The sequence below is a fragment of the Actinophytocola sp. genome, assembly GCF_036378875.1.
Lineage (GTDB): Bacteria > Actinomycetota > Actinomycetes > Mycobacteriales > Pseudonocardiaceae > Actinophytocola.
Window position 1 is genome coordinate 1 of sequence record NZ_DASUVO010000023.1, and the last position, 21460, is coordinate 21460.

General features: G+C 71.0%; 22 protein-coding genes. 13 read left to right on the forward strand and 9 right to left on the reverse strand.

Annotated elements, in window-relative coordinates; genetic code table 11:
* Positions 1-429: response regulator transcription factor (locus VF106_RS06870; protein WP_330838727.1), on the reverse strand; the 429-nt coding region annotated here is incomplete at its 3' end.
* Positions 430-511: 82 nt separating this feature from the next.
* Here VF106_RS06870 and VF106_RS06875 point away from each other — a divergent pair.
* Genes VF106_RS06875 through VF106_RS06890 form a run of 4 tightly spaced genes read left to right on the forward strand, consistent with a single transcriptional unit; the run spans position 512 to position 3939 of the window.
* The gene (locus tag VF106_RS06875; RefSeq protein WP_330838728.1) at positions 512-1027 is read left to right on the forward strand and encodes a hypothetical protein; all 516 of its coding nucleotides are present in this window, start codon (positions 512-514) and stop codon (positions 1025-1027) included.
* Entirely contained in the window at positions 1024-2082 is a 1059-nt protein-coding gene (locus tag VF106_RS06880; RefSeq protein WP_330838729.1) for a peptidoglycan-binding protein, read from the forward strand. Before VF106_RS06875 ends, VF106_RS06880 begins: the two co-directional genes overlap by 4 nt.
* A complete protein-coding gene (locus VF106_RS06885; RefSeq protein ID WP_330838730.1) occupies positions 2079-2756 on the forward strand; it encodes an ABC transporter ATP-binding protein in 678 nt (225 codons plus the stop codon). Before VF106_RS06880 ends, VF106_RS06885 begins: the two co-directional genes overlap by 4 nt.
* Positions 2749-3939, forward strand: coding sequence for an ABC transporter permease (locus VF106_RS06890; protein ID WP_414638887.1), 1191 nt, complete (start codon positions 2749-2751; stop codon positions 3937-3939). The genes VF106_RS06885 and VF106_RS06890 overlap by 8 nt, the downstream gene beginning before the upstream one ends.
* Here the strand turns inward: VF106_RS06890 and VF106_RS06895 are convergent.
* The gene (locus VF106_RS06895; RefSeq protein WP_330838732.1) at positions 3929-4171 is read right to left on the reverse strand and encodes an MDR/zinc-dependent alcohol dehydrogenase-like family protein; all 243 of its coding nucleotides are present in this window, start codon (positions 4169-4171) and stop codon (positions 3929-3931) included. The genes VF106_RS06890 and VF106_RS06895 overlap by 11 nt on opposite strands.
* Before the next feature lie 74 nt (positions 4172-4245).
* On the opposite strand from VF106_RS06895, the gene VF106_RS06900 reads away from it, so the two are divergent.
* On the forward strand, positions 4246-4776 hold the full coding sequence (locus VF106_RS06900) for a GntR family transcriptional regulator (RefSeq protein WP_330838733.1): 531 nt from the start codon (positions 4246-4248) through the stop codon (positions 4774-4776).
* Between the two features lie 3 nt (positions 4777-4779).
* Here VF106_RS06900 and VF106_RS06905 read toward each other — a convergent pair whose 3' ends face one another.
* Positions 4780-5490: an SDR family NAD(P)-dependent oxidoreductase gene (locus VF106_RS06905; RefSeq protein ID WP_330838734.1), complete on the reverse strand. Its 711-nt coding sequence runs from the start codon at positions 5488-5490 to the stop codon at positions 4780-4782.
* Between the two features lie 97 nt (positions 5491-5587).
* Between VF106_RS06905 and VF106_RS06910 the strand changes: the two genes are divergently transcribed.
* From VF106_RS06910 to VF106_RS06920, 3 genes are all read left to right on the forward strand, one after another.
* Complete coding sequence (locus VF106_RS06910; protein WP_330838735.1) at positions 5588-6163, forward strand: TetR/AcrR family transcriptional regulator; 576 nt, start codon at positions 5588-5590, stop codon at positions 6161-6163.
* An 83-nt stretch (positions 6164-6246) separates the two neighbouring features.
* Positions 6247-7347, forward strand: coding sequence for a WD40/YVTN/BNR-like repeat-containing protein (locus tag VF106_RS06915; protein WP_330838736.1), 1101 nt, complete (start codon positions 6247-6249; stop codon positions 7345-7347).
* A 5-nt stretch (positions 7348-7352) separates the two neighbouring features.
* The gene (locus VF106_RS06920; RefSeq protein ID WP_330838737.1) at positions 7353-7835 is read left to right on the forward strand and encodes a GNAT family N-acetyltransferase; all 483 of its coding nucleotides are present in this window, start codon (positions 7353-7355) and stop codon (positions 7833-7835) included.
* An 18-nt stretch (positions 7836-7853) separates the two neighbouring features.
* On the opposite strand, the gene VF106_RS06925 is transcribed toward VF106_RS06920, so the two are convergent.
* The 4 genes from VF106_RS06925 to VF106_RS06940 are packed head-to-tail and all read right to left on the reverse strand — an operon-like array spanning position 7854 to position 12498.
* The gene (locus tag VF106_RS06925; RefSeq protein ID WP_330838738.1) at positions 7854-9446 is read right to left on the reverse strand and encodes a substrate-binding domain-containing protein; all 1593 of its coding nucleotides are present in this window, start codon (positions 9444-9446) and stop codon (positions 7854-7856) included.
* Positions 9443-10543 carry a hypothetical protein gene (locus VF106_RS06930; protein ID WP_330838739.1) on the reverse strand — a complete coding sequence of 367 codons (1101 nt, stop codon included), beginning with the start codon at positions 10541-10543 and terminating at the stop codon, positions 9443-9445. Before VF106_RS06930 ends, VF106_RS06925 begins: the two co-directional genes overlap by 4 nt.
* Positions 10543-11337 carry an FHA domain-containing protein gene (locus VF106_RS06935; RefSeq protein ID WP_330838740.1) on the reverse strand — a complete coding sequence of 265 codons (795 nt, stop codon included), beginning with the start codon at positions 11335-11337 and terminating at the stop codon, positions 10543-10545. The genes VF106_RS06930 and VF106_RS06935 overlap by 1 nt, the downstream gene beginning before the upstream one ends.
* Positions 11338-11379: 42 nt before the next feature.
* A complete protein-coding gene (locus VF106_RS06940; protein WP_330838741.1) occupies positions 11380-12498 on the reverse strand; it encodes a serine/threonine-protein kinase in 1119 nt (372 codons plus the stop codon).
* 331 nt (positions 12499-12829) lie between these two features.
* On the opposite strand from VF106_RS06940, the gene VF106_RS06945 reads away from it, so the two are divergent.
* On the forward strand, positions 12830-13849 hold the full coding sequence (locus tag VF106_RS06945; protein WP_330838742.1) for a hypothetical protein: 1020 nt from the start codon (positions 12830-12832) through the stop codon (positions 13847-13849).
* A 47-nt stretch (positions 13850-13896) separates the two neighbouring features.
* Here VF106_RS06945 and VF106_RS06950 read toward each other — a convergent pair whose 3' ends face one another.
* Positions 13897-14973 carry a sugar ABC transporter substrate-binding protein gene (locus VF106_RS06950; RefSeq protein ID WP_330838743.1) on the reverse strand — a complete coding sequence of 359 codons (1077 nt, stop codon included), beginning with the start codon at positions 14971-14973 and terminating at the stop codon, positions 13897-13899.
* 173 nt (positions 14974-15146) lie between these two features.
* Between VF106_RS06950 and VF106_RS06955 the strand changes: the two genes are divergently transcribed.
* From VF106_RS06955 to VF106_RS06965, 3 genes are all read left to right on the forward strand, one after another.
* Positions 15147-17198 (forward strand): amylo-alpha-1,6-glucosidase, encoded by a 2052-nt coding sequence (locus VF106_RS06955; RefSeq protein WP_330838744.1) that lies wholly within the window; start codon positions 15147-15149, stop codon positions 17196-17198.
* Between the two features lie 51 nt (positions 17199-17249).
* Positions 17250-18575 carry a 3-carboxy-cis,cis-muconate cycloisomerase gene (gene pcaB, locus VF106_RS06960; protein ID WP_414638888.1) on the forward strand — a complete coding sequence of 442 codons (1326 nt, stop codon included), beginning with the start codon at positions 17250-17252 and terminating at the stop codon, positions 18573-18575.
* 106 nt (positions 18576-18681) lie between these two features.
* The gene (locus tag VF106_RS06965) at positions 18682-20487 is read left to right on the forward strand and encodes an ABC transporter ATP-binding protein (RefSeq protein ID WP_330838746.1); all 1806 of its coding nucleotides are present in this window, start codon (positions 18682-18684) and stop codon (positions 20485-20487) included.
* Positions 20488-20516: 29 nt separating this feature from the next.
* Here the strand turns inward: VF106_RS06965 and VF106_RS06970 are convergent, their stop codons facing one another.
* Entirely contained in the window at positions 20517-20837 is a 321-nt protein-coding gene (locus tag VF106_RS06970; RefSeq protein ID WP_330838747.1) for a hypothetical protein, read from the reverse strand.
* A gap of 34 nt (positions 20838-20871) precedes the next feature.
* Here VF106_RS06970 and VF106_RS06975 point away from each other — a divergent pair, with 34 nt between their 5' ends.
* On the forward strand, positions 20872-21453 hold the full coding sequence (locus tag VF106_RS06975; RefSeq protein WP_330838748.1) for an O-methyltransferase: 582 nt from the start codon (positions 20872-20874) through the stop codon (positions 21451-21453).
* Positions 21454-21460 lie beyond the last annotated feature (7 nt).

The window sequence follows — 21460 nt, forward strand, 5'->3', positions numbered from 1 at the left end:
GCGGCTCACCTCGCGGCGGGCGGGGTCCAGCCGGATGCCGGCGCGGTTCAGCACCGGCGGCGTCGCGGGCCGGGCGCGGCGCAGCAACGCGTGCACCCGCGCGGACAGCTCGACGAACGCGAACGGCTTGGGCAGGTAGTCGTCGGCGCCGAGCGCGAGCCCGGCCACCCGGTCCCGCACGGCGGCCGCCGCGGTCAGCATGAGGACCCTGGTGTCCGCGCCGGACTCGACGACGGCCCGGCAGACCTCGTCGCCGTGCACCACCGGGATGTCCCTGTCGAGCACCAGGACGTCGTAGTCGTTGACGCCCAACCGTTCCAGCGCGGCGTCCCCGTCACCGACCACGTCGACGGCGAACGCCTCGCGGCGCAGCCACTCCGCGATGGCGTCCGCCAGGATCCGCTCGTCCTCCACCACCAGTATCCGCACGTGCCCATCATCGACCGGGTGGTCATAACGTCGACGTAAACGGTTACGCCGTGGTTATGGGCCCGTCCGTGGACTGAGCGCCATGAACCGACTACGAATCACGGCGTTCGCGGCGCTCGTGGCGCTCGCGCTCGCCGGCTGTTCGTCGGGCCAGAGCGAGGAGATCCCGTCCGCGGGTGGCGCCGCCACCACGTCGAACACCAAGCAGGCCAGCGACGAGGAGCAGGCGCAGGAGTTCGTCGACTGCATGCGGGACAACGGGATCGACCTGCCCGACCCCGAACCGGACGGCAACGGCGGCTTCGACTTCGGCATGGCCGACGCCGACGTCGACCGCACCTCCCCCGCGTTCCGGGAGGCCATCCAGGCGTGCCGTGACAAGCTCCCCGGCGGTGGCGACCTCGACCTGGACGATCCCGAACTGCAGGAACAGCTGCGGGAGTTCGCCCAGTGCATGCGGGACAACGGCGTCGACGTGCCCGACCCGGAACCGGGCGGCGGGTTCGGCGGGTTCGCCGACATCGACCCCAACGACCCGGCGGTCCGTGCCGCGCTGGAGGCGTGTCAGGACAAGCTGCCGCAACGGGGTGGCCAGTGACGCTGAACAGACGCGCCTTCGTGCTCGGCACCGGCGCGGTGGCCGTGGTGGGTGGTGCCGGCGCGGCGGCCGCGTTCGGCTTCGGCGGGACAGCGGAACCCGCACCGCGGTCCAGCACGCTGCCACCGGCCACCGCGAAGGCCACGCGGACGACGCTGACCGCGACCGAGAAGGTGTCCGGCACGCTCGGCTACGGCACCGCCACCACGTTGACCGGGCACGGCAAGGGCACGCTGACCTGGCTGCCCGCGCCGGGCACGGTGGTCGGCCGCGGCCAACCCATCTACTCCGTCGACCTCCAACCGGTGGCGGTACTGCACGGCACCATTCCGCCGTACCGGGCACTCGCGCCAGGCGTCACCGGGGAGGACGTCCGGCAGCTCGAGGAGAACCTCACCGCACTCGGCTACGGCGGGTTCACCGTCGACGACGAGTACACCGAGGCCACCGCGGACGCGGTGGCGGCCTGGCAGTCCGACCTTTCGCGGGCGGACACCGGCGTCGTCGAACCGGCCGACGTGGTGGTGTTCGCGGGTGACGTGCGGGTCGCGAGCATCCTCGCCGTGCCAGGTGACCCGGCCGGAGCGCCGCTGCTGACCCACACGGGCGTCACCCGTGCCGTCACCGTCGACCTCGACGTGGCGAAGCAGCACCTCGTGCGGGTGGGCATCGAGGCGACGATCACCTTGCCGGACGGGAAAACCGTCGCCGGCACGGTGACCAGCGTCGGGACCGTCGCCTCCGCGCCGCCGGCGGCCAACAACGGGCCACAGGAGCCCGCCACGATCGAGGTCGTCGTGAGCGTCGCGGACCAGACCGCGCTCGGCGCCCTCGACTCCGCGCCCGTGGACGTGACGCTGGTGTCCGAGCGGCGGGAGAACGTGGTCGCCGTCCCGGTCGGCGCGCTGGTCGCCCTCGCCGAGGGCGGCTACGGCGTGCAGGTCGTCGACGGTGGCCGGACCAGCTACGTGGCCGTGGAGACGGGCCTGTTCGCCGACGGTCTCGTCGAGGTCACCGGTGTCGGGGAAGGCACGGTCGTGGGGGTGCCGACGTGACGCCGGTCGTCGAGCTGGCCGAGGTGGGCAAGACCTATGCCGGCGGGGTCACCGCGCTGCGCGGGGTGACCCTGGCGATCGAGCGGGGTGAGCTGGTCGGCATCGTCGGGCCGTCCGGGTCGGGGAAGTCGACCATGCTGAACATGATCGGCACACTGGACCGGCCGACCGCCGGCACCGTGCGGGTCGACGGCCACGACGTGCACACGCTGTCCGACCGGCAGGTGTCGGCGCTGCGTGGCCGGGTGATCGGGTTCGTGTTCCAGCAGTTCCACCTCGCCGCCGGCGTGTCCGCTGTGGACAATGTGGCGGAAGGGTTGCTGTACATGGGAGTCAGCGTGGGCGAACGGCGTCGGCGGGCAGCCGCGGCGCTGGACCGGGTCGGCCTGGCGCACCGGTACGCGCACCGGCCGCACGAGCTGTCCGGTGGTGAGCGGCAGCGGGTGGCGATCGCGCGGGCCGTGGTCGGCGAGCCGGCGCTGCTGCTCGCCGACGAGCCGACCGGCAACCTGGACTCGCAGTCCGGCGCCGAGGTGCTGAACCTGTTGCGGGAGCTACGTTCCGCCGGCACGACCGTCGTGATCATCACACACGACCGGGAGCTGGCCGCGAGCCTGCCGCGACAGGTGCGCATGCGGGACGGGGAGATCGTCGAGGTGACCCGTGCTGGGTGAACTCAGGCCGTCGCGGCTGCGGGTGCGGGACGTGTTGCGGGTCGGTGGTGCGGGGCTGCGGGCCAGGCCGCTGCGGGTCGTGCTGTCCGCGGTGGGCATCGCGATCGGGATCGCCGCGATGATCGCGGTGGTGGGCATCTCCACGTCCAGCCGGGAGGACCTCGACCGGCAGCTGGCCGCGCTGGGCACGAACCTGCTCACCGTGGGCCCCGGGCAGAGCCTGTTCGGCGAGAACAGCCACCTGCCCGACGAGGCGATCGGGATGATCGACCGGATCGGCCCGGTGGAGTCGGTGACCGCGACCGGGCGGGTGGCGGGGGCCAAGGTGTACCGCAGCGACAGGATCCCGGCGTCGCAGTCGGGTGGGATCGCCGTGCTGGCCAGCAGGACCGACCTGCTGGGCACGGTCGGCGCGACCGTCGAGAGCGGCACGTTCCTCAACACGGCGACGGCCCGGTACCCGGCGGTCGTCCTCGGCGCGGGAGCGGCCGCCCGGCTGGGCGCCGCCACCGGCGAACCCGTGTACCTGGGCGGGCGGTGGTTCAGCGTGGTCGGCGTGCTGCACCCGGTCCCGCTGGCACCGGAACTGGACAGCGCCGCGCTGATCGGCTGGCCGGTCGCCGAGTCCACACTGGACTTCGACGGCTACGCCACGACCGTCTACACGCGAGCGGACGAGCAGTCGGTCGAGGCTGTGCAGGCGGTGCTGGCGCGAACGGCGAACCCGGCGGCGCCGAACGAGGTGGACGTGTCCCGCCCGTCGGACGCGCTGGCCGCCAAGCAGGCGACGGAGACCACCCTGAACGGGCTGCTGCTGGGCCTGGGTGCGGTGGCACTGCTGGTCGGCGGTGTCGGCGTGGCGAACACGATGGTGATCTCGGTCCTGGAGCGCCGCCCGGAGATCGGGCTGCGCCGCTCACTTGGCGCGACCCGAGGCCAGATCCGCACGCAGTTCCTCGCGGAGTCACTGCTGCTGTCCGCACTTGGCGGTGCGGGCGGCGTGGTGCTGGGGGTGGCCGTCACGGCCCTGTACGCGACCTACCAGGGCTGGCCATCGGTGGTACCGCCGTGGGCAACCACAGGCGGCCTCGCCGCGACGATGGTGATCGGCATGGTGGCCGGCCTGTACCCGGCCATCCGCGCGAGCCGCCTCTCCCCCACGGAGGCACTGGCTACCCCGTGAACCTCAGCAGCACCTTGCTGCTGTCCGGTGCCGCCGCCGCGGTGAACGCCTCCGCCGCGGCGGCGATGCCGAACTCGTGGGTGATCAGTGGTTCGACGTCCAGGCCGTCGTGCAGGGCCGACACGGCGTCGGTGATCTCCTCGACGAAGCGGTAGGCGCCGACCCACGTGATCTCGCGGGTCACCAGCGTGCCGAGGACGGCCGGGGCGGCGGCGCCGGGCAGGTTTCCCACCTGCACGAGGGTGCCGCCGCGGGCGGAGGACACCCGTCCGGGAAAGCCTGATCCTGCTGGCGGACGAGGGCCTGGTGCAGGTGTTCCCGCAGATCGGGTCGTTCGTGTCGCGCGTGGACCCCGTGAGGGTGGCCGACGCGCAGTTCGTGCGGGAGGCGGTCGAGCTGGCCTCCCTCGACGACCTACCCGCGGTCCTCGACCCCGACCTGGTCGAGGACCTGCGGGCGAACCTGGACGAACAGCGGCGGGCAGGCATCAGCATCGAGGACTTCTTCAGCCTCGACGAGGACTTCCACCAGGGACTGTTGAAACTGGCCGGCCACGCGAACGCGTGGACGACCGTCGCGTCGGCGAAGGGCCATCTCGACCGTGCGCGACGGCTCGGCCTCTACGACGCGCAGTCCCCGGACGTCTTCGCGGCCCAGCACGTGGAGATCTTCGACGCGGTGACAAGCGGTGACCTCACCTCGGCACGCGCCGCCATGCGAACCCACCTGCGTGCCGTCTTCGCGGACATCGAACGCATCCGTGCCCGCTCCCCCGAACTGTTCTCCAGCGACCCGACGACCGTCCCGACGCGCCGGAACGTGGTCGTCTGGGAGTGATGGTCAGAACACGCTGACGACCGCCTCGGCCCGGTCCCGCTCGGTGTAGAGCCGCCACGCGGTCTCGGCGATCTCGTCGGGGTCGAGCGTCCGCGAGGGCACGCCGCCGAACTTCTCCGGCTGGGACAGCACGAGCTGGTGGATGTCGCCGCGTTCGATGAGACCGCCGATCGTGAGGGTGCCCGCGTAGACACCCGTACCGGTGAGGCCGGCGTTGAGGGTGAGGACGTAGTTGCGCAGGGCGGCCGAGCTGACCGCGAACGCGCCGAGGAAGGGGATCGGCTGTACGGCGCTCAGGCCGCCGGCGAACAGCAGCCCGCCCTCGCCGCGCTCGAGCATGCCGGGCAGCACCTGGTTGACGATGTCCATCGCCGGGTAGACGCCGGTCATCGCCTGCCGCACCTCGTCGGCGGTGGCCTCGGTGATCGACGACCTCGGCGCGTCCAGGTCGGCGGCGCCCGGCCCGTAGTACAGCAGGTCCACAGGCCCGATCGCGTCCAGTGTGGACAGTAGTTGGTCGCGGTTCCCGACGTCCGCGACGAACGCCTCGGCCTTCACCCCGGCGTCTGCCAGCGCGGACACGTAGTCCGCGTGCCGACGGTCCGAGCGGGACACGAGGGCCACGGAGTAGCCCTCGCGCCCGAGGCGGTGTGCGATCGACATGCCGAGGCCTGGACCGACCCCGATGACGGCGGCCGTGCGAGCGGTGGTCATGAAGCAGTGCCTTTCCGTAGATTAAATCGAGGGTGCCCTCGATTTACGGACGCTACCACAAGTCGAGAGTGCCCTCGACTTGGTTAGGATTGCGGTCATGGCGAGTTCCCGGCCGTTGCGTGCCGACGCGGCACGCAACCGCGAGAAGCTGCTGGCCGCGGCCACGCAGCTGTTCGGGGAACGCGGCCTCGACGTGCCGATGGAGCACATCGCGCGCCGGGCGGAGGTCAGCATCGGCACGCTGTACGCCCACTTCCCCACGAAGGAGGCGTTCTTCGGCGCGATCTTCCCGGAACGGCTGGCGGCACTGGACGCGCTCGGGGAGAAGGCACGGGCCGACCCAGATCCGTGGCACGGGTTCGTCGGCTATCTCGAGGGCCTGTTCGCCCAGCACGCGAAGGACCGCGGTCTCAACGACATACTCGCGCGGCAGGTGCCACAGGCCTCAGCGGTCATCGAGTCCTGCCACCGCGGCGCCGGGCACGTGGCGGAACTCATCGACCGGGCCAAGCTGAGCGGGCAACTGCGCGCCGACTTCACGATGACGGACATGACCACACTCACGTGGGCCATGTCCCAGGTGATCCGCGAGTCGGTCGACTCGGCGCCGGACGAGTGGCGCCGGTTCCTGGCGTTCTACGTGGCCGGCCTGCGCGCCGAGAACGGCCCCTGACCGCTGGCTGATACATGTCATGGCGATATCCCGCCATGCTTTTCCCATGGCCGCGTGTCCGGTTCGTCGGTATCAACTTCTCTATGAGACACATCGCGATCGCCATCGCGCTCGTGCTGGGACTGGCCGCACCGGCCGACGCCGAGACGCGTGCACACTGGCAGCCGCCGCGCTGCGGTGTCGTCGACGGCGACGGCGCCATCAGCTTCACCAGGGACGCCGGGCGCACGATCACGCCGACGACGAACGACCCGCGGCCGCTCCAGTACGTGTTCGGCGTGGTGCCACAGGCGAAGGCGAACACGCTGCTTGCCGTCGACAGCCGTGGCACGGTGCAGACCTCGGCGGACGCGGGCTGCTCCTGGCGGGTGCTCGGCCGGGTGACCGGACTCGACGTGCCCCGCCTCACCGCGGGCCCCGGTGCCGAGGCGTACGTATGGGATCAGAACGGGCCCGCGCTGTACCGGGTCGACGGTACGGCCGTCACGGCCCTGCCGCCGGTCGACGACACCGGCGCGGGGGTCGCGGCGCTCGCGGTCGACCCCTACCTCCCCCGCCACGTCCGGGTGGTGCTCACCGACGGCACGGTCCGCGACTCCCACGACGCCGGCCGGTCGTTCCGCACCACGGCCGCCCCGGTCCGCCCCGACCTGTTCGTGTACAGCGCCGCGATCGACCCGCTGAACCCGTGGCACATCACGATCGGCACGATGAGCGAGGGCGTCTACACGACCTGGACCGGCGGCCGGCAGTGGCGGCAGGCATCGCTCGGCGCGCGGGTCAACGCGTTCTCGGTGGCCATGTCGCCCACCAACCCGCTGGTCGTGTGGGTGCAGGGCATCGACCTCGCCGAGAACGCGGCGGGCGTGCCGTCCGAGGGCAGGCACATCTACCGCTCCACCGACGGCGGCCGGACGTTCCGCGTCGCCGTGGACCACAAGCCTGGCCAGGTCACGCTCGTCAACGGCACACTTCTCGCACCGGGCCCGGACCCGAACGTCCTGTACTTCGTCTTCGGCACCTCGTTCGCGAACTACGGCACCGACCTGTTCCGCTACGACGCCCACCGCGACCGGTTGTCGTTGTGGCACAACGACTATGACGGCATCAAGTCGATCGCGTTCAACCCCCGCGACCCTCGGGTGATGTACCTGGGCTTCGCCGTCGAACGCGCAGGAGGGTGAGACACGTGCGTATTCGACCGTTCGTGCCGGATGACCTGGCCCGGCTCATCGAGTTGACCATCGACGCGTTCCGGCCGTTCTACGAGGAGTCCTTCCGTCCCCTGGTAGGTGAGGTCGTGTTCGCCAACCAGCACGGTGACTGGCGCGCCGACTACCACGTTCTGGTCGCCGGGCTGCACGATCCCGCCCAGCACAAGCACGTCGCGGTCGCCGAGACCGGTGACGCCGTCGCCGGCTACGTGGCCTGGAGTGTCGATCCGGCCCGACGGAACGGGACCATCACGATGCTCGCCGTCGACGCCGCTCACCGGCGCCACCACGCCGGAACCGCACTGTGTGAGCACGCCTTCGCACAACTGCGAGCCGAGGGCGCCGAGGTGGTCGAAATAGGCACGGGCGGCGACGCCTTCCACGCACCGGCCCGAGCCCTCTACGAGAGGCTCGGCTGCACCGCGCTCCCGGTCACGGTCTACTACCGGCAGCTCTGACCCAGCTCTGACCGAGGCCTACTGGTAGCCGCGGATCTGGCAGAACGCCCGGCCCAGGTCGCCCTGCCGCGCGTCGAACAGTTCGCCGCCGGTCGTGGACGCCACCATCCGCATCTCCTGTTCGGCCGCCTCGCCGAACAGGATCGGGAACACCCGTACCTGTCGCGGCGCGGTCGGCACGAACGTCGTGAAGTCGTTCAGCGCCCGCCCGGTGTTGCTCTCCCCGTCGGTCATCAACACGATGCTCAGGAACCGGTCCTCCGCGCCACCGAACAACCCGTACGCCGCGACCAGGCTGTCGTACACGGCGGTGTCACCTGCCGTGGCCAACCCGTCGATCGCGGCGCGGATCTGGTCGCGGGACGCCTGCGGGGACTCCGCGGACACGGTGAACGTTCGCGGCGCGCCGGGTTCCGTGCTGAACGGCAGCAGGATCACCTCCTCGCGGCTGCGGAACCGGCAGTACTGCCCGGAAAGCGAGGTGTCGACACCGGTCAACCCCGACAGCGCGGCCTTCAGCGCGGTGAGCCGCTCGCCTTCCATCGAGCCGGACACGTCGAGCACATAGACCGTGCGCGCGGGTTTGCGCAGGCGGTCGAAGTAGGCGGTCAGCAGCGCGTCGATGGCGGCTCGGGTATCCGGGAACGGCAGCTCGACCAGTCCCCTCGGCGCGCGGTCCGGCAGCGGGACGCCGGCCACCGCCGACCGCCGCTGCGTCTTGTCCACAATGGACCGCTGGGTTGCCGGGGTGCGCAGGTGGTCGACCAGCCTGCGGTACCCGGCACGCACGTCCTCGGAGGCGCCCGCGAGCAGGGTGAGTGGGTAGTCGGCGCTGACCACGCCGTCCTTCGGATACACCACGGTCAGTGGTTCGGACAGCCGGCCGGAGCGGTTCAGCGAGCGCAGCGACGCCTCGTAGCTCACCAGCCCGCCGAGCTTCTCGCCCGGTTCGGCGCCGGTGTCGCGGCGGACGAACGCCTCCGTGAGCCAGTCGGTGGAACCGGCGGTCACCTGTTGACCGGAGAAGAAGTCGATCAGCTGGGGCGAGATCCGGTCGATGGCGGCCGCGTCGAGCGCCCGGCCGCTCCCGTCGAGCGCGGCGGCGACCGCGACCAGCGCGGAGAACCCGGTGTTGGAGGCGGCCGGGTCGGTCATGGCGTAGGTGAGCCGGCCGTCCTCGGCCGCCGCCGCGATGTCCGACCAGGCAGGGGCCGTGCGGTCCCACCCCAGCTCCCGGGCGACCGGCGTGCGCACGCCGAGCACCACGGGCGACCCCATGATCCGGGTGGCGGTGCCGAGCCGCCGCTTGGCCTCCGGCACCGTCTGCATGTACCGGGTCGAGGAGAACCACACCGCGTCGAACTGGCCATCGGCCTTGCCGCTCGCCACGGTGTCGGCGCCCTCCAGTGTGCCGGTGAACGTCATGGTCACGGTCACGCCGGTGGCCTTGGCGGCCTCGTCGAGGATCGGCTTCATGTCCGCGAGCTCCGACCCGGCGAGCACCCGCAGGGTCACCGGTGGCCCCTGGACCGCGGGCGTGGTCTCGGGTTCGGCTTCGGTGCAACCGCTCAGCAGCGCCACACCGAGGGCGGCGACGAGTAGACGTCTCACAGCGCGCACCTCCCGGCAGCCGGCGCGAGCGCGGCCAGCATGCTTTCCAGCACCTCGAAGGACGGCGACTCGACCACGTCCACCGGCCGGTCGGCGACCTTCTGCCCGGGCAACGGTTTCTCCGGGCGATAGCCGTGCTCGACGGCGAGCCGCACGAGCTCCGGGTCGTCCCGCAACGCCTTCCCGACCGCGGCACCGTCCGGGGTGAGCGGGATCAGCGTGTGTCGCGAGTAGACGGTCGGGCGCGGGAACAGCATCACGTTGTCGTCGGTGAGCGGCGGTCTCGGCGCGCTGGTCACGTACTGTGCCTCGTACACCAGCGCCATCGGCGTGCGGCCCATGCCCTCGACGAGGTAGTTGTCGAACAGGACCTGGCTGGTCTCGGGCTTCTGCCCCTGGTCGAAGATCAGCCGGCACAGGTCGGGCAGCACCGTGGCCGTCCGCTCCTCTGTGGTGACGATCGCGCCGCCGTTCGCGACCTGCGCGGCGATCGACAGGTACATGATCGCGGAGTTGGAGTCCTGCGGGTCGGTGGTGGACAGCAGGACCGTCTTGTGGGCCGGGTAGACGGTGTTGCCCTCCAGCTCGTCCCAGGTCGTGCCGGCCCTGGCGAGGTCGAGCAGTGCGGCGATGTCGACCACGTCCTTGCCGTTCGCCGCCTTCTGTATGACACCCGCCCGGGTGAGCACGTCGGCGATGGGCCGGAAGGTCGCCACCACCATCGGTGTGGAGAACAGCGGAATCGGGTCACCGACACCGAGGGAGTCCATGATCTTCTGGGCGGCGGGCGTGCTCGACGGGAACGCGAACGCGTAGCCGTGGTCGGAGTTGAGCGTGTCGAGCATGTCCCGCGAGCCACGGGAGTCGACCTCGACCGTGAAACCGAGGCAGGCGAGCCGGCCGGTCACTCGCTGGTCGTCGAAGAACGCCTCCTTCTCCGAGCCGATCACGCCGCGCACGGTGACCGGCGTCGCGCAGCCGTTCGCTTCGCTCTTCCCGCGCTGGGTGACGACGACCGCCGCCACGACGATCAGCACGACCCCGGCGACGAGCGCGATGATCCGCGCGCCCGTCCACCCCGCTTTCGATCTCGCCATCAGTCACCGATGCCCGTCGTCAGAACCTTCAGGTCGTCGGGCAGCAGGGTGCCGGTGTCGACGAGCACCCGCTGCAGGTTCGCCTTGAGCGCCTCGGACGGCGCGGTCTCCCTCGTCAGGCGGTCGATCCCGGCCGCGGTGAGCCGCTGACGGACGCCGTCGACGACGTTCTCCGCCTTGCGGTCGGTCCATCCGCACTGGCCGGGCACGCCGTTCAGCACCTTGGCCGTCTCGTTCCAGGTGAGCGGCAGCGCCTGGTCCTCCCGGGTCAGAACGTCCCGGAACATCGCGACGAGCACCAGCCACTCGCGCCGGGTGAGCGGCAGCCGCAGGTTGCCGGTGTTCGTGTCGGGGCGGACCGTGCCGCGCTGCCGGCACCCGTCGCTGACCAGCAGCTCCACCACGTGCAGCTGAGCACCCTGGATGTAGAGCGGGGTGTAGCCGGCGGGCACGAGCACCTCCTGGGTCCGCAGGATGGGCGCGGTGTCCGGGATCCGGAGCGGCAGCGTGCCCCCATTGCGGAGCAACCACCGGGTTTCGGCGCCGTAGTCGACGCAGCGGAGCGTGGCGTGCTGGCGGCTCACGTAGGCGTCGTCGCGCCCGACGGCGACGTGCACGTCGGGGGTGTTCCGCCCGACGTGCAGCTCCCGCCCGGTGATGGCCGCCGCCGCGTACCCGCCGTCGTCGCCGAGCACGAACAGCGTGCCGGCCGGCGCGGCGGCGCCCGCGAAGAGCGGTTCCTGCCGGACGAGGCTCGGAGTGAGGCGGCCGAGTGGATACATGCCCTGTGTCATGGCGACCTTCTTGTGTGACACCGTTTTCTGATGGTTCCGACGCTACGGGCCGATCGGCGGGAACCCTCCCGGGTTGATGGTCGGGTCGTCGGGACGCACGTGTGCCGGGCGGCGCGGACCCCACACGCCCAGCGCGACCAGCGATCCGCCCAGTGCGAGCAGTGGCAGGAGGATCCAGAACGTCGTCGCGTCGACCACGTTCAGCACGAGGAGCAGCAGGGCGAGCGACATCCCGGCCAACCCGGTGGCGGCGATCCGGGGCCCGTTGGACGCCGGCCCTGGAGACGGTGGCCGGTGGGACGGGCTGAGGTTGAGCAGCGGTGCCGGCAGGGGGGACGTCGACGGCGACGCGAGGGCGTTCCGCGCCGCGGCCCCCATCTCGGCCGCCGACTGCCAGCGGTCGTCGGGGTTCTTCGCCAGGCCCTTCGCCACCACGTCACGCAGCGCGACCGGCAGGTGGTCGGGCAGCGGCGGCGGGTCGCGCAGCACCTGGGCGGTCAGCACCGCCATGTCCTCGCCGTCGAAGGGCTTGCACCCGGCCAGGCACTCGAACAGCACCACGGCCAGTGAGTAGACGTCGGCCCGATGATCCGGGGTGACCTTGTCGCCGAGCCGTTCCGGCGCGATGTACGCGGGGGTGCCGACGAGTTGGTCCAGGCGGGTGACCGGCGACGCGCCGCTGGTGTCGATGGGTTGCGCGATGCCCCAGTCGAACAGCAGCACCTGCTCCTCGTCGCCGTCCGGCTCGACCATGATGTTCGACGGCTTGACGTCGCGGTGGCGGAGTCCCTTCCGGTGTGCCGCGTCGAGCGCCGACGCCACCTGGCGCACAATGTTCACCGCACGTTCAGGTTCAATTGGGCCTTTATTCAGAATTGTCGCGAGGTCGGTGCCGTCCTCGATAAACGGCATGACGATGTACGGCCGCCCCTCGACCGAGAAATCCCACACCGGCAGGATGTGCGGATGCCGGATCTGCCCGGCGAGCTTGCATTCCCGGCGAAACCGTTCCTGCAGCTCAGGGTCGGTGAGCGCCTGCCTGGCCAGCAGTTTGATCGCGACCTCGCGGTCGTTGCGCGTGTCCAGCGCGAGCCACACCTCGCCCATACCGCCGCGCCCGATCAGCTGGGCGAGTTGATATGGGCCAACCAGATCGGTCACCGATCACCTCATCGCATCCCACAGGTCAGGACGCCGAAATGGTACGCACCAGGCCACGGTCCCGGCCCCGGTCGGGAATTTCGGTAGCAATTCTTCATCATCACCGAATTCGACCCTATCGACGTGGCGACGGGAGGGATCCCGCGCCGCGACCAGCGAGGCCGGGAGACTCGGTGGCTGGGTGGGCCTGCTCGGGTCTCGGGACGGTGTCGGCCCCGAGACCCGGGCGTCTCCGGTTTCGTGCGCTAGCTTTTACCGCCGCCGTCTCAACGTCGACCCCGGCAACGGTGTCTTGTAGAGCATCGACACGTTTCTGGCGAAGGAGTCCCTCATGGACCGTCGACTCGTCCGCACCCGGCGGCAGGTGCTCGTCGCGGCGGGCGCCGTTGCGCTGCTCGCGCCGCTGACGGCCGCGGCGGCTCAGGCGGACCAGCCGCCTCCGCCGGGCGTGGCCTGTCAGTCGATCCCGTTGCCGGTGCCCGCCGGGACATCGTCGGAGGTGACCGGCGGTGATCCCACGGGCCGGTACCTGGTCGGCCACGTGCGCGAACCGAACGGGTCAAGCCGGGTCGGCGCGTTGTGGAACAACGGCCAGCACACCGCGATCGACGCCTCGTCGATCCCGAACGCTCAGATGGACTACCACGACGTCAACCGCCACGGTGTCGTCGTCGGCGAACGTATGACGGACCACCAGACCTTCCACACGGACGCGTTCACCTACCGTGACGGGAAGTTCACGTTCCTTCCCGCTCTTCGCCCCGGCGACTCGACCCAGGCGCTGGGCATCAACTCGCGGGGCGACGTGGTCGGCAACAGCAGCGGCGACGGCTGGACCCCGGTCGTGTGGCCGGCGAACCGGCCCGGCACCGTTCGGGTTCTCCCCATGCCCTCGGGACACCAGGGTGACGGCAAAGCCGTGGGTATCGACGAGGACGGCTCCGTGGTCGGCTACCTGTCGCCCTACCCGCCCGGCGCCCCCTACCTGTGGCCCGCCAAGGGCAAGCCCCGCCCGCTGTCGCTGCCGACGGGCAGCATCGGCGGCAACGCGGTCGCCATCCAGGCAGGCATGGTCGCCGGCAACGTCTACGACGCACCGACGTACGCGACCGTGCCGACCCTGTGGAACGCGCGCACCGGGAGCCTCACGCTGCACAAGAACGTGCAGGCCGGCGCCCTGTCGGTCAACCGCGACGGAACCATCGGTGTTGGCGGCGCTCTCGTGCACGCCGACGGCCGCGTGTCGTCCGTCGGCGACGGAGCCATGGTGAACACGGTGGACGACAGGGGCGTCGCGGCCGGCGCGACCGCCCAGTTCAACGGCCAGGCGGTGCGCTGGATCGGCTGCTGACACGGTGCCGCGCGTGTGGCTCGCACCTGGCCACACGCGCCGTCACCTCAGGTGGCCTCGTGGATTTCAGCCGGAAGGATGACCCGCTTGGGGACGTCGCTTCCGCGCCGCATCTTCTGCAGGAAGTCGACGATGCTGACCGCGAGGCGGTGGGTGTCCTGGACGACGGTCGCCCGCAGAGGACTGTCGGCGGTGTCGATCAGTGTCGTGGCTTCCAGCACACCGTCCACACCAACGACCAGCGTCTCCTTCGTGGCGGGAAGCGATGCCGACCTGAGGGCGTCCACGGCCCCCAGGGCCATCTCGTCGTTGGTGCAGAAGATGGCGGCCAAACATTGCCCGGCGTCGAGTTGCCGGACATGAGTGCGCACGGCCGCGTAGGAGCGAGATCGGGTGAACTCGCACCGGTCGTCGATGGTCACCGCCACATTTTCCAGCCCGGCACGCAACGCTTGTTCACAGCGCTCTTGTCGGGCCGCGTGTTCACGACTGGCGACAATGAGGACGCGCGGGTGTTCCCTACCACGTAGCCTTTCGACCAACCATCTGCCGGCCAACTCACCGATTTCTCCGGTGTCATATCCGACGAACGCGGTGTTCGGCGGGTATTCCACCTCCTTCTCGAACGGCTCGCAGTCGGTGAACACGACTGGCAGCCGCGAGCGTCGAGAGAACGTGAGAAGGTCCTCGCGGCTGCGGTTCGCCTCGGTGACGACGACCACCCCGCCGAGGTAGTCGCGGCGCCTGCTCAGAAGCCGGTTCAGGTGGTGGGACTGGGCGGAGGCGTCGTAGTCCCGGTCAGGCACCTTGAGCACGAGGTCGATCCCGTCGCGGTCCAACGCGCTGTGCAGGCGCTGCACGAACGCGGCTATGTGATATTTCTGACTGAAAGCCGAAGTGACCAGGAAAGCTCTGGATTGTTTACGAACACGATAGTATGTCGAGGTCGCGAGCCACGTCGCGGTCGCGCTGCCGGCAAACGTCAGGACCAGCCATAGCAACCCGATGCTGTCGGTGATGCCACCCCGGAACGCATTCAAGATCGCAGCGAGGATCAGGCCGCTGGCCACTGAGGTCGTCACGGTGAACCGCACCGGCGTTCGATCCCGATCAAGCCACGCCATCGACACTCCCTGTGGGATTCTTGGTCATCCTGGACGATATTCAGACGAATATGACACAGGCGGTAGAAGACAGTACAAACTCCTGCCATCCCGCTGACCGGGTATTCGACATCCGACGCGGCCCGGCCAGGCCGTGCGCTGGAGCGGCCGCGCAACCGTGAGAGCCTGTCGGCATGACGTCCGATCCGTTCAACGCCACCGGTGAGCCCGCGCTGACCTCGGGTGCGGGTGGCACCGTGACGCTGCTCGACGGGAGCACGTTCTGCCTGTCCGACTCGACCGGCGACGTCGTGCCCGGCACCGCGCACGGGTTGTTCTTCTCCGACGCGCGGGTGCTGTCGCGGTGGGAGCTGCGGCTCGACGGGAACGTGCCTCACGCACTGTCCACCGCGCACTCGGAGGCGTTCGCCGCGCGGTTCGTGTCGCGGCGACCGCCCGCCGCCGGACAGGGGGACAGCACGCTGCTGCTGGTGCGGGAACGGCACGTCGCCGACGGCATGCGGGAGACCATCACGGTCCACAACCTGGGGCGTGAGGCCACGGTGGTGCGGCTCGACCTGCACGTGGCGGCCGATTTCGCCGACCTGTTCGCGGTCAAGGAGGGTCGCGGTGTGGACGGTGGCGCGCAGGTGTCCGTGGCGGGTGGGGAACTCGTGCTGCGGCACGGCTCGCGAGGTGTCTCGGTCAGCGCGACCGCCGAGCCGACGACGGTTCCGGGTGTGTTGAGCTGGCGGGTCGTGGTGCCCGCTCGACAGCGCTGGAGCACCGAGGTCGTGGTGCGTCCCACCGATCGGGTGGAGCCGACGACGGGCCGCGGGCTCCGGGAGTGGCGGGAGGCCTGCACGGCTGTCACCGCGACCGACCCGGAGCTGACGAGCGTGCTGCGCCAGACCGTGAGCGACCTGGGCGCGCTGCGGCTCGAGGAGGGCGGGTGGCCGTTCGTGGCCGCGGGCGCGCCGTGGTTCATGACGCTGTTCGGCCGCGACAGCCTGCTCACCGCGTGGATGGCGCTGCCGCTCGACGCCGGGCTCGCGCTCGGCACGCTGCGAACCCTCGCCGAGAAACAGGGCCGTTCGGTCGACCCGCTGACCGAGGAGGAACCCGGCCGCGTCATGCACGAGCTGCGCCGCGGCCCGGACAGCGCGGCCGTGCTCGGCGGCAACCACTACTACGGCACGGTCGACGCCACCCCGCTGTTCGTCATGCTGCTGGCCGAGTGCTGGCGCTGGGGCGCGGACGAGGACGTGGTGCGGTCGCTGCTGCCGGCCGCCGACGCCGCGCTGGCCTGGGTGGACGGCTACGGCGACCGCGACGGCGACGGGTTCGTCGAGTACCGGCGGGCCACCGACCGCGGCATCGTCAACCAGGGCTGGAAGGACAGCCTCGACGGGATCAACGACGCGGTCGGCCGGCTCGCGACCCCGCCGGTCGCGCTGTGCGAGGTGCAGGGCTACGTGTACGCCGCGTGGCTGGCCCGTGCCGAGTTGGCCGAGGGGTTCGGCGACGCGGCCACCGCGGCCCGGCTGCTGGAGCGTGCCGACGGGTTTCGGCAGCGGTTCGCCGAGGCGTTCTGGCTGCCCGAGCGCGGCTGGTACGCGGTCGGGCTCGACGCCGAGAAGCGTCCGCTCGACGCGCTCACCAGCAACGCCGCCCACTGTCTGTGGACCGGCATCGCCACCGACGAGCACGCCGCGACACTGGTCGAGCGACTGTCCACACCGGACATGGACACCGGATACGGGCTGCGCACGCTCGCGTCGTCCATGGGCGCCTACAACCCGATGAGCTACCACGACGGCTCGGTGTGGCCGCACGACACGGCCATCGCGGTGGCGGGCCTGCTGCGGTACGCGCACGTGCCCGGCGCCGTGCGACTCGCGCACCGGCTCGCCGACGGCCTGCTCGACGCGGCCACCGCGTTCGGCGGGCGGCTGCCGGAGCTGTACTGCGGCTTTCCCCGGGACGAGTTCAGCCCGCCGGTACCGTTCCCGACGTCGTGCTCGCCGCAGGCGTGGGCGAGCGCCGCGCCGCTGCTGCTGGTCCGTGCGTTCCTCGGTCTGCGGCCGCACGTGCCGGGCCGCACGCTGGTCACCGACCCGCACCTCCCGCACCGGTGGGGCGAGGTCACGCTGTCGGGGCTGAAACTGGGCCCGGTCACGGTGAACCTCACCGCGACAGGCGAGAAGGCCGAGGTGACGGGCCTTCCGGAGGGCTGGACGACCTAAGGTGGCCAGGTGAACGCGGGACTGCTGAGCCTGGTGTGGCCGGGCTCCGGAATGGACACTCTGCTGGCCGACGAGGCGTGGGTCGAGGCCATGTTGTCGGTCGAGGTCGCGCTGGCACGCACGCAGGCCCGGCTCGGCGTGATCCCGGAGACCGCCGCCGGCGCGATCGCCGAGGCCGCGAAGGCGACGCACATCGACGTCGCCGCGCTGGCACGGCGGGCACGCGGCGCGGGGAACCCCGTGGTGGAACTGGTCCGTGCGCTCACCGCGGCGACCGACGAGGGCGCGGCGGACTACGTGCATCGTGGCGGCACGAGCCAGGACATCCTCGACTCGGCCACCATGGTGCTCGCCGCCCGCGCGCTCCGGCACACCGACGCGAGCCTGGCCCGCGTCGCGGACACGCTGGCCACGCTCGCCGACGAGCACCGGCACACCCCCATGGCCGCACGCACCCTCACCCAGCACGCGGTGCCGACGACGTTCGGCCTCAAGGCGGCCGGCTGGCTGACGCTGGTGCTCGACGCGACCGAACGGCTGCGGCGCACCCTCACCGACCTGCCCGTGCAGCTGGGCGGTGCGGCGGGCACGCTGGCGGCGTACGTCGAGTACGCGCGGGCCGCGGGGGTGCCGGCGAGCGGGCACGCGGCCGCGCTGACCGAAGGGGTGGCGGCCGAGCTGGGCCTGCGCGCACCGGCCGTGCCGTGGCACACCCAGCGCACCCCGATCGCCGACCTGGGCTGGGTGTCCGTTGTGGTCACCGGGGCGTTGGGCAAGCTGGCCGTCGACGTGCTCGGGGCGAGCCGCACGGAGGTCGGCGAGGTGGCCGAGGCGTCGGGTGGCGGGTCGTCGGCCATGCCGCAGAAGCAGAACCCGGTCCTCGCCACGTTGATCGTGTCCGCGGCACGGCAGGCGCCCGCGTACGCCGCCATGCTGGGCCAGAGCATGCTGGCCGAGGACGAGCGCTCCCCCGGCGGCTGGCATTCGGAGTGGCAGCCGCTGCGGGAAACGCTTCGGCTGGCGGGCGGCGCGGCGCACACCGCGGCCGAGCTGGTGTCCGGGCTGCGGGTGTTCCCCGAACGGCTCGCCGAGAACCTGGCCATGGGCGGCGGCACGATCGTGTCGGAGCGGCTCGGTGTCGTGCTGGCGCCGGTGCTCGGCAAGGCGGCGGCCAAGGAACTGCTGGGCCGGATCGCGAGGCAGGCGGCGGCCGGGGAAGGCAGGTTCGCCGACCTGGTGCGCGCGGCCCCAGAGCTGACAGACGCGTTGGACCTCGAGGACCTGCTCGCACCGGAGAACTACCTCGGCGCCGCGGACGAACTGGTGGACCGGGTGCTGGCGCGGCACATGACCGTGACACGGGATCGTCCACAATAGACGCTCTGGGTCGACCAGCGCGTTATTCGATCGCGCCACGCGAGGTGCTTCCGGCAGCATGGGGCTCGGCGACGTATCCGGCGTTGCGGAGAGGGGGCGGCCGCGCGTGTCCAGTCGCAAGGCGGCGGTGTTGTTGGCACTGCGCTACTACTGGCGGGAGTTGGCCGACCGCAAGCGATTTTCCGGGCCGGCGCTCATGTTGCCGTCGCTGGGGAACATCAGCCTCCACTACCTCGCACCGCTGGTCGTCGCCGACCTCGCGGGCGCGGTCGCCGGCGGCATGCCGGTCGAGTTCGGGACGGTGCTGCCCTGGGTGCTCACCTTCGCCGGCACGTTGTTGCTCGCCGAGGTGTTGTGGCGGGTCGGCCTGCACTGTCTCAACAGGACGGACGGGTACGGCATCGAGCACCTCTACGAGCTCGGCATGAAAGAGCTGCTGGCCAAGGACGCGGCCTTCTTCCACGACAACTTCGCCGGCTCGCTGACCAAGCGGGTGCTGAGCTTCGCGTCCCGGTTCGAGGAGTTCGTCAACACGATGGCGTTCTCGGTGAGCGCGAACGTCATGCCGCTGATCTTCGCGTCGGTCGTGCTGTGGCGCTACGACCCGGTGCTCGTCCTCGTGCTGCTCGGCCTCATCGCGTTCACCGGGTTCGTCATCGCACCGCTCATCCGCCGCAGGCAGGCGCTGGTCGACGCGCGGGAAGCCGCCATGGCGCGGGTCTCCGGCCACGTCGCCGACAGCCTCAGCAACATGGCGACCATCAGGGCCTTCGCCGCGGAGGAACGTGAGGCGGCCGAGCACCGCAACCGCGTCGGCCACCTGCGCCGGCTCGCGCTCCGCTCGTGGGACTACGGGAACCTCCGCATCGACTTGGTGGTCGCCCCGCTGTCGATCCTCACCAACACACTCGGCCTGCTGATCGCCGTCGGTCTGTCCGGCGGCCGGCTCGGCGTCGAGGCGATCATCGTCTCGTTCACGTACTTCACCAGCGCGACGAAGGTCATGTTCGAGTTCAACCAGATCTACCGCCGCCTGGAGAGCGCGCTCACCGAGGCCGCGCAGTTCACCGAGCTGCTGCTCGACCCGCCGACGGTGCTCGACCCGCCGTCCCCGGAACCGTTGCGACCTTCCTCGAAAGACGTCCGGTTCGAGCACGTGCACTTCGCGCACGCGGGCGCGGCACCGCTGTTCACCGGCCTGGACCTGGTGGTGCGCAGCGGCACGAAGGTGGGTCTCGTCGGCCGGTCCGGCGGCGGCAAGTCCACGATCACCCAGCTGCTGCTGCGGATGATGGACATCCAGTCGGGCACGATCCGCGTCGGGGGCCAGGACATCGCCAGCCTGCGGCAGGCCGACTTACGCAGCCTCATCGCGTACGTCCCGCAGGAGCCGGCGATGTTCCACCGGACACTGCGCGAGAACATCGCGTTCGCCCGCCCCGACGCCACCGACGCGGAGATCATGGCGGCCGCGCGGGCGGCACACGTCACCGAGTTCGCCGAGACCCTGCCGGACGGCTTCGACACCCTCGTCGGCGAACGCGGCGTCAAGCTGTCCGGTGGCCAGCGCCAACGGGTGGCCCTGGCCAGGGCAATCCTGCGGGACGCGCCGATCCTGCTGCTCGACGAGGCGACCAGCGCGCTGGACTCCGAAAGCGAGATCCTTATCCAGCAAGCACTCTGGCGGATCATGGACGGCCGCACCGCGCTGGTCGTGGCACACCGCCTGAGCACGGTCGCCCGCATGGACCAGCTGGTGGTGCTCGACCGAGGCCAGATCGTCGAACAGGGCACGCACGAGGAACTGCTCTCGCGGCACGGCACCTATGCCCGCCTGTGGCAGCACCAGTCGGGCGGCTTCTTCGACGACACAGCCAACACGTCCGAGGGCCGGGTGCCGGCCGACGCGTAGTCGCGACCGGCACCCGGCCTCCGCTCAGCTCACACGCCGTCGCCGTGCTGGCCGTCACTGTGGACGGCCTGCCCTTGGACGTACGGCGGCCGTGCCGTGCGCCCGGCACCCAACCGTCGACGCGGCATTCCGACGCCACCCTCCGTCCGGTCGACGATCCGCTGCGTGCCGCCGGTTGGTGAATACTCCTGCGGTTCCGTCTCTTCCTCGTCCGCGATGAAGCCACGCAGGCTCCTGGCGTCGAATCCCGGCACGCGGACCCACGCCCTGTCCCGGAACTCCTTGATCGCCACGGACACCTCGGCGAACTCGGCCTGGCGAACCAGCGCGGTGTGATCCCCACCGAACACGAGCCGACACGGCTGTCTGTGCCATGATCAGGTCATGGACGAGGTGGTTCTCGCGGTGCTCGATCGGGTGACCGAGGCCGCGGCGCGGCACGACGCCGCCCAGGAGGACAGGCTCGACCGGTGGCGGGTGCTCGAACCGGACGCCGGGCGTTTCGTGTGGTTCCTCGCGCAGGCGGTCGGGGCGCGGAACATCGTGGAGATAGGCACTTCCCGCGGCGTTTCGACACTGTGGCTCGCCGACGCGGCACGGGCGACCGGCGGTCGCGTGCTGAGCTTCGACACCGACCCGGCCGCCCAGGAGGACGCCGCTCGCACCGTCGCCGAGGCCGGGCTGTCCGACCACGTGGAGATGCGTCTCGAGGACGGCGGCGCGGGCCTGGCCGCACTCGACGACGGCACGGTGGACCTGCTCTTCCTCGACGCCGAACGCACCGAGTACCCGTCGTGGTGGCCGCATCCCGTCCGCGTGCTCCGTGCGGGCGGTGTGCTCGTCGCCGACAACGCGCTGTCCCACCCCAAGGAGATCGCGCCACTGCACGACCTCCTCGTCAGGGACCTGACCGCGGTGACGACGATCCCCGTCGGCAAGGGCGAACTCGTCGCCCGCAAGCCCTGAGAAGCGC

What these genes read in the sequence shown, in the direction of transcription:
- VF106_RS06950 (WP_330838743.1), bottom strand. Translation starts at nt 14,973, where the DNA reads ATGGCGTGGCTTGATCGGGATCGAACGCCGGTGCGGTTCACCGTGACG.
- VF106_RS06875 (WP_330838728.1), top strand. Translation starts at nt 512, where the DNA reads ATGAACCGACTACGAATCACGGCGTTCGCGGCGCTCGTGGCGCTCGCG.
- VF106_RS06905 (WP_330838734.1), bottom strand. Translation starts at nt 5,490, where the DNA reads ATGACCACCGCTCGCACGGCCGCCGTCATCGGGGTCGGTCCAGGCCTC.
- VF106_RS06935 (WP_330838740.1), bottom strand. Translation starts at nt 11,337, where the DNA reads ATGACACAGGGCATGTATCCACTCGGCCGCCTCACTCCGAGCCTCGTC.
- VF106_RS06975 (WP_330838748.1), top strand. Translation starts at nt 20,872, where the DNA reads ATGGACGAGGTGGTTCTCGCGGTGCTCGATCGGGTGACCGAGGCCGCG.
- VF106_RS06955 (WP_330838744.1), top strand. Translation starts at nt 15,147, where the DNA reads ATGACGTCCGATCCGTTCAACGCCACCGGTGAGCCCGCGCTGACCTCG.
- pcaB (WP_414638888.1), top strand. Translation starts at nt 17,250, where the DNA reads ATGGACACTCTGCTGGCCGACGAGGCGTGGGTCGAGGCCATGTTGTCG.
- VF106_RS06915 (WP_330838736.1), top strand. Translation starts at nt 6,247, where the DNA reads ATGAGACACATCGCGATCGCCATCGCGCTCGTGCTGGGACTGGCCGCA.
- VF106_RS06910 (WP_330838735.1), top strand. Translation starts at nt 5,588, where the DNA reads ATGGCGAGTTCCCGGCCGTTGCGTGCCGACGCGGCACGCAACCGCGAG.
- VF106_RS06945 (WP_330838742.1), top strand. Translation starts at nt 12,830, where the DNA reads ATGGACCGTCGACTCGTCCGCACCCGGCGGCAGGTGCTCGTCGCGGCG.
- VF106_RS06930 (WP_330838739.1), bottom strand. Translation starts at nt 10,543, where the DNA reads ATGGCGAGATCGAAAGCGGGGTGGACGGGCGCGCGGATCATCGCGCTC.